Genomic DNA, 14,696 nt, shown 5'->3' on the forward strand with positions numbered 1-14,696 from the left:
TTAAAAGTCTTCAAGATTAGCTAATATTTCTGGGTCAATATCGCTAATAATCATAATTCAGTTTTCTGAATCTTTATGTGAAGAAACTAAAGAAGGTTTTGCAAGTTCCGCATTGTTTCATTCAACAACTTTGGCGTCAAAAGGCATTTTTAATGTTAGTATAGCTTTTGACGCTTCAAAAGCCATGAATTCGTCATTTTCCTTAAGCATTGATTTATCGGTGTTTCTGAATTGAATATGTCCAACTGTACCAATGTCATCTTGCATTTCAGGTGTCATTCTTAAATAGTATTGGTCTTTGTTTTCTAATTTTTCAACAATTAAATACTTAACAATTTTTTTCATGTTTGTCTCCCAATTTGTAGTAATTTGCTACATTTTTTAAAGCAATTTTGCGGTCTTGCACATTAGTCATAGTTGGCATAATGATTAAGTGTTGAATTTTTAACTCTGTGCATAATTGATCAATTTTTTTAACATCAAACTTATTTTTGAGTGTAAAAATGTTTGAATAAAATCTTTCGAAAATTGATTTTTGCTCGGGCTTAAATGAATAATTTTTTAAATCATTGCCAGATGGAAAAATCTCAAATTCATTTCAATCATTTTGCCCCATTCTAAAGAGAGCTAAAGCTTTTCTATTGTCTTCAATAACTTGGTCATTTTTCCCAGCCACAACATTTACGCTTATACCTATATCCTGGGGCGTAATCCCTCATTTTTTTTGATATACATTAATATATGTTTGAATAACTGCTTTTGCATAGGTTTTTATTGGTTGTAAAAATCAACCATAAATAATTTTGAACTTATTTTCTGCAGCAAATATTGCACTTTGTTCACTAGTTATCAACATAACTGGATCTATTTTTTGTTCAATATGCGGGTTAACTTTAACATTAATGTTTTCTGAGTTATTGACAAAATTAATTGTTTTAATCATTTTTTGGTAAAAACTTGAATTTGATTCATCGCTTTTCAATAATTTTGTTATTTTTGGTGTCGAAGCGTTGCTTCCAAAACCAAAAATAAACCTATTTTCGTGCAACAAATTCAATGTGTTTATTTGCTCGGCGATAGAAAATGGTTGATAATGTTTTAACATTATTCCGCCGCAACCAATGTGAATTTTTTTAGTTTTATTTGCTAAATGATTTAGAAGAATAAGTGGATTAGTAATCACTAGTGCATTAACATCATGTTGTTCACTAATTCAGAATGAATAAAAACCCAAATCTTCTGCAAATTTACACAAATTTTCTAAATTTTTATAAGTTTTTTTGTATCCGTTTTTTTCAGTTAAAACACCATGCTCTAATACGCTTATCTTCATGATTGCAATTATATACAAATATGCATTGTTTATTTTGCCAATCAAGCTAATTTGCTTTATAAAAAATAAAAATTCCACAAAGTAAACTATTTGTAATTTGCATAATGATATTTTTGAAAGTTCAAGCTTGCATTAATTTGTGGATGGTATTAAAAAGATCAGTGAAATTAAAAATAAATAACATTTATTAAAATTTTTGTATCGCCGTCCACCACTACATTGAACTTTTCAATAATTTTTAATATTTTATTCCGAATTGAGCCTGAATATGGAAATTGCCATATGCGCTTTATATATTGATTTTGATATATAGTAGAATATAGATATAAGAGGTATAAATGATTAAAAATATTAATTTGATAAAAATCGGAACTATTATTGCAACATTGCCGCTTTTTTCGGCAAGTGTTGCTGTTACAAGTAATTCAAAATTTAGAAAAACAAATGTGTCTAGTAATATTGATCTAGATATTGATGATTACAACAAAATCATAAAAATTTATGAGCCTTACTACCGTAAGCTAGGGGTTATAAATAGAGATATTGGTAAGTATAATAAAACAGATAACGCGGATTTAAACAAAGTCGGAATAATTGAGCTTGAAGATTTAGATGTAAAATATCTCGTTTCAAAAGATGAAAAATTTAAAGTAGTAAAAGAGACAGACCAATTATCGAGTAAAAAATATGGTAATCATGCTTGGGCGGTGACTTCTATTATAGGCACTGATATTGGTGTCAATCCGGATGCGGAATTATATTTCACTTATTTAAACGGCAGGTCAAAGTTTAGTGTCATTAAAGAAATGCATGAAAAACACAATATAAAAATATTTAATTTAAGTTTAGGTTATAATGGCAAACCTAGTTTTTACACAAAACGACGTTTTGACTCAGTTTATGATTCAAAAACATCAAAGGAAAAAATTGCAGATGACCTAATATCGCGCGATATAAGTACCAATTTAATAACTTTAAAAGAATTAAAATCAGCAGTGACTTTAGCAAAGGCAATTTCCTATTATTTATTTTCAGTTAACAATAATTATTTTGATTTGTTTATATCTGATGAGGAAATGATTGATGATCATCAAAAAATAGACGCTTACGCTGCTAAAAATAATTTAAAAGTAATAATGTCAAGTGGTAATGAGTCTGACTTATATGATGAAAATTGGTTAACTTGAGATTTTGGTGTAATAAATAATTTAATAAACATAAACAATGATGATTTAAGCAATTTTTATGATTTAATGAAAAGATCTCTTAATGCAATATTTGAGTATTATTTTGACTTAGAAGATAAGACTATAAAAATAGATGACACAGAAACAAAGAATGCTATAAATAAATTAACTGAATACGTCGGTGATTTATGAACTCTTAAATTAATAATCGACTATAAAAATGGCAAAAGAAGCCACGAAGACAATAATAAAAATTATTTGGATTTTGATTTCTATAAATTTATTAAAAATAAAGATATATGAAAAACGGTTGTTCAATCACCTAACAAAATTCAAAATCAAAACTACAATGAGAATATTATTTTTGTCGGTTCGGTAGATATTGATAACACAATTACATCATTCAGTTCTTATTCCTATAAAGATAACAAATTAGCACCACTTGTTTCAGCATATGGTAATAGCAATAGACATGATTATCCAGTTATTATTAAAAATAATAAGCATACTCATGACCAAAATTCAATTAAAGACTTACTTTTTAACGATAATAATACACTTGGTGCCGCGAACAAAGAACTAAAAAATAAATTTAGATATTTATATAACTTTAGTGGCACTAGCAAGTCGGCCCCGCTCATCACTGGTTTATTATCTCTTCTTCAAAATAAATTAAATAGGGAAATCAGTCTTGCAGAAGCAAAGTTACTACTTAGTGCATCATCTACTTATGCTTCAAAAAAACCAGACCCTTTAATCACTACTGATTTAGAATATAAAGAAAAAACAGAATTTTTTAGAAAAAACCGAGCAAAAAATAAGTCTGGGTACGGAATTCCTAAGTTTTTTAAAATGCTTGATATAGCTCAAAAAAATAAGATCAAAAAAATCCAAGATTTTCGATCATATAAATACATTGAACAAACTGGCAATGATTTAATTTTAGAACAAATTGATATTCTTGATAAATTTAAACATTTCACAAACACCTTAGTTAAAATACATAAAAATAATTTCTATGATTTTGCTCTCAATCACGATTATTCAAACCTAAAAATTTTTCTACCTAATGCCATTAAATATGTATATGGTGAAAACCTAAACACAAACAATTGATTTAATAATGGAAATACATTTGAAGTTTATTCTAGCTTAGATATCATTAATGGTAATGCTCCTGAAAGAAAAATTTCAATTAGCAATGATCCATACTCTGAAATAGAGAGAGTTTATTTTAGCAATTATAAATATTCGCCGGCTGCAACAATTAACGTGAAATTAAAGTTCAATGATATGGAAAGTATTTTATTTGCTCTTAAAAAATATATAAAAGATAATAATCTCAAAGAATCATATTTACCTGAAACAAGATTTTGGACACACAAATATCATTACCATTATCAAAAAAATTGATACGTTGACACAGATTATTTAATTAAGAAGCTTTATATAGATTATTTAAATTCAAATACTGATTTTCTATGATATTACGAGGTAGTAAATGAATAAATTATATAAGTCACTATTACTATTATCAACTCTTTCACCAGTTTTAATTGCTTCATCATGTAACAAAAACATTGAAAAACCAATTGAAAATGAAAAAAATGATAAAGAAAATATATTTAAGGAAGTAAAAGACACAGACCCTATTTGAACAGCGTTTTCAATTGATTTAAATACCAGCCAAATTAACAATTTTTTTCCAAATGAGAAATTACATCCAATAAAAAACTATAAATTAATGACAGATGTTAAAGAAGTTTTGTTTGATTTTTTCAATACTATTACAGATAAAAATTACGTTTCTGATAACATCATAAAAAATGTAGAGCAGGAATATTTAGCTTTTCTTGGTATTTATAGCAATTTTCTTAATGAATCAAGAAACTATAGGTTAATAAAAAACTTCGAGACAAGTGATACAAATTCAAATTCAATTAGAAATATCGATAATTTCAACTTTTTGGAGGCATTAAACAAAAATTTATCAGAATCAGGTAACTTTGAATCAAAAAACACTACAGTTTTTAAATCAAGAATTGCAGAAAATATTATAGAAACTACTGAATTTAGTAATCTTTTTAATCAATGAATTGATTTTAATGTGAAAAATGAACATGTACCTATTAAATTCCCTCCTTTTGATATCGAACATACAGACCATAGAGGCAACAGTCACTCTCGTGACAATACTGTAGATAATAAAAAAGAGAAAACCAAAGGAACAATTAGGGATAAACATTACACAAATCATATTCCTGAGAAAATAGATTATAAAGCAGCTATTAAAACAAGAAATTATAAGCAGCTATTTAATAATTATCAATTATTTGCTATTAATGATGTACAAATTAAAGATAAAATTATGCCAGATGGGTCAGTGTCTAAAATTTTGACTTTTAAATACAATAAAGCCTATAAAGACGCATTTAAAAATAATGAAATAACGATTAAGGCTGAAAAATACAAAGAGTATTCAGATTATCGGGAAAATATAACTAATGGAAGAAACTATAAAATTACTATTTACCATCGCCCGAAATTAATGGACTTTAAAAAGTTTATTGAATGACAAAAAAATACATTATTTTATGCTAAAAGACCTAAACCTGAAACTGATTACTATTCTATATCTCTTGATGATTTGTTTAAGGCATATCATATAGACCCTAAATGGCATGGAAATATTATTCAAGTAAAATCATTAACGTACTGAAAGAATTTTCACAATTTTTTCTTTCCAAAAGAAATGGGATATTATGAAGAATTCGATAAACAAAGTAGATCGTTTTGAAATCCAAATGGAACCATTATTTGAGACTCTTATAAAACATTCTACGATATGCGCAAATCAAATTATCGAGATATGTGGACTATATTAGACCAACCATCTAGTTTTAACTTGGAAAAACTAGATCCAAATATTAGAATAGATGACGAAGCATTTCGTAAAATTTAATAATACTAGATAATAAAATTCATCAATAATAAGCGCGGATGCGCTTATTTTAGTTCTCTATTAGTTTCTACTTACGTATATATTTTTATACTTAAGTGGGAAAGTAGAATAAGAAAGGCAATAAAATAATCGTTTATTTTTCCCATTTTGTATATATAAAAATTACCAAAACGATTTATTTATATGCATATTGGTAAATTTCATTGTGGATATTAATTACAATTTTTGCATTATATTTTGCAAATTATTTATTTTGTAATACAACATTTCAACCATATTGGCCAATGAAAAATTTATTGATCGGTAAACACATATTTTGATATATAGCAAATTTTATACTTAAATGGGAAACTAACATACTTATACTAAAATAAAATTTATATTTTATATAGTTTTTTTATAGATTTGTTTCCCGGTTTCGAAATAACGAATTTACAAATTACTCTTATTTATAGCTGTTTACAAATTTTTTGGTACTAAAATTAATTACATTTTTTGAATAAATATTAATGTTTATCATAATTGAAATTTTTATACTTAAGTGGGAAAGGCGGGATAAAATTAAATAAAATATTTATATATAAAGTTTCCCACTTTTAAACAGTAAAAATCACTAATAATGCTTATTTATAGTAATTTTAGTTAATTTCCCATTACGTATTAATTACATTTTCAAATATAACAATTATAAATAATCTTGAAATTTAAAATAAGCTTTGGTTTAATGTGCATAGCTAAAAAGTTAAAATTTGTATTTCAATAAAACAAATTTATTTTCTACAACGGGGCATATTTTTATACTTAAGTGGGAAAGTAGAATAAAAAAGTAATAGAAAAATCGTTTATTTTTCCCAGTTTGTATATATAAAAATTACCAAAACGATTTATTTATATGCATATTGGTAAATTTCATTGTGAATCTTAATTACAATTTTAAAATTAATTTTCAAACTTTAGTTCGATTTTTTGTCTCACATTCAAGTATTTAACACTAATACAAATAACTAAATATGTTTGAATAGATAAAATTCTTTTAAAGATCTAAAATAATATTAATTTATATTTTTAGTTTTATATGCATACACAATATTAAATTTTTGCCCCTAAACGTAGTGCAAGCTATAAAAATGTATCGTGTTTTGCTTATTGAATTGGATTTTCAATAGATTCAACAAATTATTAAAAGTAAAAACTTCAAAATTGTCTATAATCTTCCCTATGAAAAATAAATCAAAATATAAATTACATAATAGCGTTCCAATTACAATGGGAATTATTGTTTTATTAATAACATTCTTATTTATTATTCTAAATGGCACTTACTTTTACAAAGAAAATGACTCAATATATAATAATGTACCTCAATTACAGGCGATTTTCAAGCAATTTACCACCGTATTTTATTTTACATATTTATCAAATATTTTTCTTGGAATAATGCTAATAGTTCTTGGGGTAAAAAGGCAATCAATGACTGTCAAAAGATTATTCTTTTTATCGGTAGCATTAATCACTGTAACATTTATTGTTTACTGAGCATTAATTTCTTACAAACAATCTACATGAGAAAAACCTTACTATGAAGCAATTAAATCAATATTAACGCATGCAATTCACCCAATTATTGGCTTTATTATTCTTGGATTGATCAGAAAAGAGGTTTCAATTTCAAGTAAAACAATTAAAACGGCAATAATTATCGTAATTAGTTATTTAATTTTTGCTTTTATTGTTTATTTATCGACATATTCGCGCTTTGTTGAATATCGTGGAGTTGTTATTTATTCATTTCTTGATTTTGCATATCCTTTATTTTATAAAGCTGGCAACCCTTTAATTGTATTGTTATTAAATGCAACAATTATTATTATTGCTTTTGCATTACCTATTGGCCTGGTTTATTTCTGAAAAGCGGTTTACAGAATTAAAAACATTTAAATTAAGAAAAACAATTAACAAAAATACCCTTTGCATAACATTGGTTATTTTTTTGTTTTCAATATATTTTTGTGTACATTAGTAAAATTTATAAATTCAATATAATTTTAAATTAATTAGTTAAATGCTGCAAATTATTGAAAAAGTATTGAAAAAGTTCAAGGCATTTATGCTTAATTGTTGCTTCTAGTAAATCATATTTGCATAGTTCAAATATTTTGTTTATAACGCAAGAAAGCGCTCAGAATACATTAATAATGCTATAATTTGGCATTTTACCTTAATATGTTATTATTTTAGTATTTTTATTGAGGTTTATTATGAACGAAAAACAAGCACGAGTATATGAATTATTAAAAGAATTTATCAATATTGCTGAGAAACACAACTTAAAATATATGATGATGTATGGATCATTGATTGGGATTAAAAGACACAATGGTTTTATTCCTTGAGATGACGATATAGACTTAGTTATACCGAAAGAAACTTTAGATTTTCTTATTGAACATTATCCATCTAAAGTATATACACCTGAAAATGGTAATAGTCCATTGTTGATTCCAAAGTTTACAAATGATAGCCCAGACAATGAAGATGCTGTTTTTATAGATCTTTTTCTTTCGATACCAACAACTTTGAAAAAAGTTAAAAAGTTTTTAAGTCTTAAAAACAAAATTAGATTTTTACATACTTTTACCCATCGTAAAATTTTTAAGCGTTTATGAGGAATGAATTTACTTAAATTTTTATGTATATGAACATGAATGTTTAAAAAACTTAAAATTAATAATGCATATGATGATTTATATGTTGAAAACGGCGATAAAGCGTTAGTTTTATACACACTTTTTAATAAAGAAACATATAAAAACACTTATTCGCGCCTTGATTATGATTCGTGTATGGAAGCCAAATTCCATGACTTAAATGTTAAAATTCCAAGCAATTGAGAAGAAATTCTTGTTCAAACATATGGTGAAAATTGAAAAACACCTATTAAATATAAAAATTGCGAGCATTTTGGTCTGTATGATTTACAAATGTTTATGTTTAAAAAGAAAAAATAAATTGAATATTTTGTTGTAACAACATATAAATACCTGTGCTTACCAATTTATATGTGATTTAGTACAAATTATTGTTTTTTCACTTGTTTTTTTATTGAAATTTTTCAATAAACTAACTAAAAGGATTTATATGAAGAATGTAATTATTCTAGCTGCTAGATTAGGGTTAAGATCAACCCCACTAACTTTAAGGTTTCAAAAGGCTTGTTAGAAATAAAAAATATGCGATTTTTTAAACCAGGACAAAAAAGTTAACACCGAGGTGTTGCTTTCTTTGTCTTGGTTTATTATTATGCTTAATATTTTGAATATGAAGCAAAATTTAAATAAATTTTATAACATATTATGTTAAATTGAGTCTCACCTTACATAGGAATATATAGAATAATTCTTTGATATAATTTTATATATTATTTATTGTGGAGTGTAAAAGATGTCTAAAAGTTCATTATTCAATAAGCTTGATCCAAATAATGACCAAAATGATACAAAAATGGGTGAGATTACTAGCTCTTTAGTGACAAATCAATTTGAGAAATATCATTTAGATCTTGCAAAAAGTGAAATTGTTTTTTACGCTAATGAAAGCACATATTCGTTAGAACAATTTTCTTATAATTTAGCCCAATCGTTTTGTAAAATCAATAGTATTAGTAAAAATGGCAATAATAAAATATTTTTAGCATCAGATGCAAAAATTAATTCACAAAATTGTTTTAATACTTTCGCAAATGTTTTAACCCAAAACAACTATAAGGTTATCTCAATAGAAAATTCACAATATACTCCATTACAAATTCAAAAATATTCAGCAATCAAAAATAACTGCGAAAATACAATATTGTTTAAAACACAAAACAATAAAATACACATTATATTCTATGATTCAGCTGGCTTCTTACTTGAAAACCAAAAAATACAACAAATAATAAATGAAATACCACATCCAAATTTTGAAAAACAAAATTATCAAGAAGCAATATCTAAAATTGAATATGTGGAATCTTACAAAGATTATCTAAATGAAATTGCTAATCTATACAAAAATTATGAATATTTAGGCAAAAAATCATTGAAATTTGGACTTGATTTTTCAAATTATTCTACCTCTAGTTTCTTTAAGCAAGGATTAGAAAAATTAAAATTAAATGTTTTTTATAAAACTAGAAAAAAAGACGCTAAATATTTTAATTTAGAAAATAAAAAATATTTAAAACCAATTTACTGAAAAGGCTTATTTAATGCTGTAAAAGCGAATTTTGTTATTAATGATGATTCCAGCGCAATTAATTTATGTATAAAACACAAGTCGTTGTTTAAATTTTTTAAACCCGATGAATTAGCCGCGATTTATTTACATTTTTTATTGAATGAAGATCAAAATATAACAAAAGAAGAATTAAGCAAGTTTGTTATTGCTAAAAATAACCATGTTGGAACTTTAACTAAAAAAATTGCTGAAATAAATGGGATTCAAACAATAGATTTCATTGATAAATCACTAATTTATAAAACGATTGAAAAAACAAATAAAAAACTTCTTTTTGCATTCACTTCAAACTATGAATTTTTATCGCATAATTCAATCACAAATGATTTTGATGCATACCAATTTTTATTTGAGATTTTAAGAATGATTAATTTTTATAGCACACAAAAGAATAAAAATTTATTTGAAATTCTTGAAGAAATTTATAAAACATATGGTCGCCATCAACTAACTACAAAATCTTATGATTTAAATGCCGAAAGCGCAGCTAGATTTATTGAAAGATTGAAGCAATCAAAGAAAATTGGCGATAAATACAAAATTGTCAGATTCCAAGAATTGACAAATTCAAACGATTTAGAAAACCTTTATCAATTATCATTTCAAAACAAGGAATCAACATATATCAAGTATGAGCAAAGTACTAATTTATTAAAAATATATTGCGAAACACTTGAAAACAAATCAGAAAATGACCAAGAATTAACAATGGTTGTGCGTAATCATGAGATTTTGAATGGGCTTATTGATTTAAAAGAAGATAATCAAGAAAGTAAAATTTCAAAAAAATCTGTTATTAAATTTGGGTTGTATTTTGCTGTTTTCGCGGCCATAATTTGCTTCTTATTTTATACAGTTTATAACATTGATGATGGAAGCGATAGCGGACCAATTGCAGTTGTTTCGGCTATTATTAAAAAACTTTACACTCGTTTTGATATAGCAGGCAGCACGCGACCCGAGAGTCAAGGGTATTTAGTCAGAAGTGCTTTTGCATTTATGTGTTTAAGTTTTCTAGCAACGTCAATTATTCATGCATGGGTATTTAAAAAATTAATAAAATTACAAGGTGGCTACGTTAAATGAAATGACGTATATACTGGGACAGTAATTGGTTTAATTGTTCAAACATTGACTCCTAAATCAATTGGGGGCGATTTAGCAACATATTGATTTCTTCGTAGAAGAGACGTTGCTAGACCTATAATGATGTCTTCTATTATTATTAATACTTGCATATGGCAATTGACTAATATTATTTCTACAATTATATTTGTACCTATGGGTATTGTTGCTTTTGAGAATTTCTTTAAATCAGATAATCCAGCAGTAAAATTTTTTATTCTTATGCTGGCTTTAGGCTTAATATTTGATACAGGTTTAGCAATTATTTCTTTAATTATGACTATTAGTATTAAAGTACAAAATTTCATAATTAAATTAGTGATGGCACTTATTGAATGATTTCCGTTTATAAACATTTATGATTCATTTGCAGTTAAAGCCAAATTTAAATATGAGTTTTTTAACATTCGACAGTGTATGAAAAAAATATTTAAAAATCCGTGAAATTTCATTGAATTAGTAATAATTAAAATGGTTCCAATATTTGTGTTGCCAAATGCCTTACTTGCTAAATCATTAGACATGGTAAAACCAGATATTAAATATGGCTATTACATAAATATGACAGTACAAGCAGCGATTACTAGAGTAGCGAACTCAGTATCACTTACTCCCGGTGGAACTGGAACTAGCGATGTTTTATATAAATCAATAGTTCACGGTTCATTGCAAGACACAATCTATGATGCTCAAAATATCGAATCAAATGCATCATTGATAACTGCTATGACTACATTGGGTTCAGTTTTAATGGCATCTACCATTTCTGCAATCTTACTAATGATAGTTTATATTGGTGAGCGAAGAGTTGATTTTTATAGAAAAAAAGCTAAAAATCATAGATTATTATCAAGCAATATCACAACCAAGAATGTAAAATTATCAACAAATTACTACAAAATTTCTCTTTCTCTTTTCTATATAGTTTTATTTATTTTAACAGTTGCTTTCATTTTTGCACATTAGTTCAAATAAATTGAAAATTGAGAATCATTTAGATAATATTAAATTCCATGCTTAAGGCGTGGAATTTTGTTTATTTTGCCACATTGTCTGCAAAATAATTCATTTTCAAGTTTCCCGGTTTCAAATAATAAAAATAACGAATAAGCCTTATTCATTGTGCTTTTCGTTATTTTTGTGTTATTTTTTAATTACAATTTTTGGTAAGAGCATATTTAATTAAAATGTCTTTTCTTTTTTCAATAAAAAAACGTGGCCCCAATTAAGCAAACACGTTTTTTTATTGAAAAAATTATTCATATTTACGCAAATTTATAAAAGAACTAATTCAGTGTCGCCGTCTGTGATATTAATTGAATTGTGTGCTTGTGCTCTTTTTATATTTAATTTTAGCAATCATTTAAAGAACTTTGAAGATTGATTCATTATCATATTATAATGCTCTTTATTAACATTAATACATCCATTAATTGAAGAAATCCCCGCAACATAACCTGGAAGGATTACTCTGGCGGCAAAAAGATATTCTTTGTCAAGTTTTTTTAATTCATTAAGTAAAACTTTTTCACCATTAAAACGTTTATCATCTCATGAGCTAGTCATTGTGTTATTTGGGCGTGAATATCAATAGGTCGCGCCTAATTTAGGGATTAATAAGTGTTTTTTAGATTTAGTAATAATTTTATAAAACATTGCGTAATCTTGATATGAAACTTTTTCAACTAGGTCATCAATTTGATAAAAGACTTCTGTTTTAAATACTGTTGAACAAGGAATTAAAACGGGATAAAAATCATCATTTAAATTTTTTAAAAACATTTTTGGGTGAATAACTACTGAAAAATTGCGTCTTCAAATTACTTGAGTTTTGTAAAATCCGATATCAAAATCTTCTTTATCTGCATAATAATTTAAGTATTTAATGAATTTTGGTGCTATTAAATCGTCAGCATCTAAAATTGACATATATTTAGTTTTAATCAATTTATTATTTTTTGCATAGTTTATAACTGACCCTCAATTGCCATTTGGTTTTTGAAATAATTCAATATTATTTGGGTATTCTTTTAGATATTTTTTTACCAATTCAACTGTATTATCAGTAGATCCGTCATCGATAACTAGAATATTGGCATATTTAAATCATTCTTTATTCTTGAACACAGAATTCAATGTTCTATCAATATATTTTTCCATGTTATATGTTGGGATTAAAATTGTACACAGTTTTGACTCGTTCATTTTTTCTCCTGATAAACACTTAGTTTATTACTTAAATTTATTTATTAATTTTATATAAATAATCAAATTTAACAAATAAATACCTGATGACGACCATTAAATGTACTTTTTGTATTTGCAAATATATGCGAATTAAACAAAAAAATTAGCAATTATGCTAATTACGTTTTTTAATTTGCTTTTTGATTAAATATTTGTGAATGCCAGCTCTTTTGTTTTTTGGTGCGACTTCATCAGCAATCCTTTTAAATCCAGCAGGAGAGTTGCCCATAGCAACCAATTTTCCAACATAACCTTTTAAGCAAGCATCGGTCATTGAATCACCAATGTGAATTGTATTTTGCAATTCAATTTGTTTTATTGATAAATATTGTTCAGTAGCTAAAGCTTTATTAGCTTTTTTATCTGTTATTTCAATTACATGGCCGCGGGTTGAAATGTATGCATTAATTTTATCCCCAAGAAATGCTTGTAATTTTTTCAATATTTTCTTTGTTTTAAAAATAGATAAAAAACCAAAAGAAAATTTATTGATATTTGCAAAATTGTTGATATCAAAATTTTGACTAATATCAATTGTTTTTATTCATTTACGTAAAAATTTGTTAGCTAATCATCAAACAAAATTATTGTTTAAAAACAAGTGATCACCGTTTTCATCATAGACCATAAAACTTATTTTATTTTTATTGGCAAATTCTATGATTTTTAAGACTGTTTCTAGTTCAATTTTCGTTGAAAAAACTAATTTATTATCAATGTATAATTCAGCACCTGAAGAACAAATTACATCATTTATTGCTAATTGATTCATGACTTGTTTTACTCTTAAATCTTGATAACTTCTTCCGGTTGATAAAACAACATTTGCAAAGTTTTTCATGATCAAAATTGCATACTGATTTTTTGGAGAAACTTTGTTAACTCCATTGGTATCAAATAGTGTCCCATCAAGGTCAATAAAATATGTTAATTTGTTCATTGCGTTAGTATTATATACTAAATATTTTCATTATTTAATAGCAATATTTATGGAAAATTCCATTTTAAAATTTAAAAAATTACTGATTTTTGTAATGAAAATTTTGTGTTTTTTTCAATAAAATACGCAAATTAAAATTCCATACTTAAAGATTTTTCTTAAACAAAATTCTCTTAAAATGAGTAATTTTAAATGTTTTTTATTGAAATAATTTCGCTTTTAAAAAATTAAAAATGCTTGTGTTTATTGATGATAATTTTGAAGAAAATTTACTTTTTAAATTGATTTTGCTAATGTAAAAGTCAAAAAAATATTGTATCGTGTTTTTTTGAAATTATTATAATATTAATAATTATTAAATGTATATTAATAATTAAATAAGGGACTAAATATGAAAAAAGTAAGTAATAAAGAAAATAAATTTGACAATATGTCAAAGACATCAACATTCTTTGCAATATTATTTGTTATTTTATTTTTAGCTATTTTAGCAGTGTCAATTGCCTATCTAGCTGACTTTATTAGATATAACGGTTCTACTGAAGATGGTTTGTTATGAACAGCTTCCCAAAGAGAACACGGGTTATTTAATTTTTGAAAAAAATAATTGTATAGGAGAAATAT

The 14,696-nt window shown here is 25.6% G+C and carries 10 protein-coding genes; 6 read left to right on the top strand and 4 right to left on the bottom strand.

The window, feature by feature from the left end; genetic code table 4:
- Entirely contained in the window at positions 1 to 345 is a 345-nt protein-coding gene (locus MBVG596_RS02260; RefSeq protein WP_096386668.1) for a glycine cleavage system protein H, read from the bottom strand.
- Complete coding sequence (locus MBVG596_RS02265) at positions 329 to 1,333, bottom strand: MsnO8 family LLM class oxidoreductase (protein WP_096387409.1); 1,005 nt, start codon at positions 1,331 to 1,333, stop codon at positions 329 to 331. Before MBVG596_RS02265 ends, MBVG596_RS02260 begins: the two co-directional genes overlap by 17 nt.
- A 338-nt stretch (positions 1,334 to 1,671) precedes the next feature.
- Between MBVG596_RS02265 and MBVG596_RS02270 the strand changes: the two genes are divergently transcribed.
- From MBVG596_RS02270 to MBVG596_RS02290, 5 genes are all read left to right on the top strand, one after another.
- Complete coding sequence (locus MBVG596_RS02270) at positions 1,672 to 4,029, top strand: S8 family serine peptidase (RefSeq protein WP_096386673.1); 2,358 nt, start codon at positions 1,672 to 1,674, stop codon at positions 4,027 to 4,029.
- Positions 4,022 to 5,482: a hypothetical protein gene (locus MBVG596_RS02275; protein ID WP_096386678.1), complete on the top strand. Its 1,461-nt coding sequence runs from the start codon at positions 4,022 to 4,024 to the stop codon at positions 5,480 to 5,482. The genes MBVG596_RS02270 and MBVG596_RS02275 overlap by 8 nt, the downstream gene beginning before the upstream one ends.
- Positions 5,483 to 6,700: 1,218 nt before the next feature.
- A complete protein-coding gene (locus tag MBVG596_RS02280) occupies positions 6,701 to 7,420 on the top strand; it encodes an MAGa3780 family membrane protein (protein WP_096386682.1) in 720 nt (239 codons plus the stop codon).
- A 320-nt stretch (positions 7,421 to 7,740) separates the two neighbouring features.
- Positions 7,741 to 8,490, top strand: a complete 750-nt coding sequence (mf1, locus tag MBVG596_RS02285) for a diacylglycerol cholinephosphotransferase Mf1 (RefSeq protein WP_096386687.1) — start codon at positions 7,741 to 7,743, stop codon at positions 8,488 to 8,490.
- Between the two features lie 433 nt (positions 8,491 to 8,923).
- The gene (locus tag MBVG596_RS02290) at positions 8,924 to 11,851 is read left to right on the top strand and encodes a lysylphosphatidylglycerol synthase transmembrane domain-containing protein (RefSeq protein ID WP_096386692.1); all 2,928 of its coding nucleotides are present in this window, start codon (positions 8,924 to 8,926) and stop codon (positions 11,849 to 11,851) included.
- Between the two features lie 309 nt (positions 11,852 to 12,160).
- On the opposite strand, the gene MBVG596_RS02295 is transcribed toward MBVG596_RS02290, so the two are convergent.
- Both MBVG596_RS02295 and MBVG596_RS02300 read right to left on the bottom strand, forming a co-directional pair.
- Complete coding sequence (locus MBVG596_RS02295) at positions 12,161 to 13,090, bottom strand: glycosyltransferase family A protein (protein ID WP_096386696.1); 930 nt, start codon at positions 13,088 to 13,090, stop codon at positions 12,161 to 12,163.
- Positions 13,091 to 13,247: 157 nt separating this feature from the next.
- A complete protein-coding gene (locus MBVG596_RS02300; protein ID WP_096386700.1) occupies positions 13,248 to 14,072 on the bottom strand; it encodes an HAD-IIB family hydrolase in 825 nt (274 codons plus the stop codon).
- A gap of 391 nt (positions 14,073 to 14,463) precedes the next feature.
- Here MBVG596_RS02300 and MBVG596_RS02305 point away from each other — a divergent pair, with 391 nt between their 5' ends.
- Positions 14,464 to 14,679 (top strand): hypothetical protein, encoded by a 216-nt coding sequence (locus MBVG596_RS02305; RefSeq protein ID WP_004420942.1) that lies wholly within the window; start codon positions 14,464 to 14,466, stop codon positions 14,677 to 14,679.
- The last annotated feature ends 17 nt before the right edge of the window (positions 14,680 to 14,696 follow it).

It is taken from the genome of Mycoplasmopsis bovigenitalium (genome assembly GCF_002356075.1).
Lineage (GTDB): Bacteria > Bacillota_I > Bacilli_A > Mycoplasmatales > Metamycoplasmataceae > Mycoplasmopsis > Mycoplasmopsis bovigenitalium_A.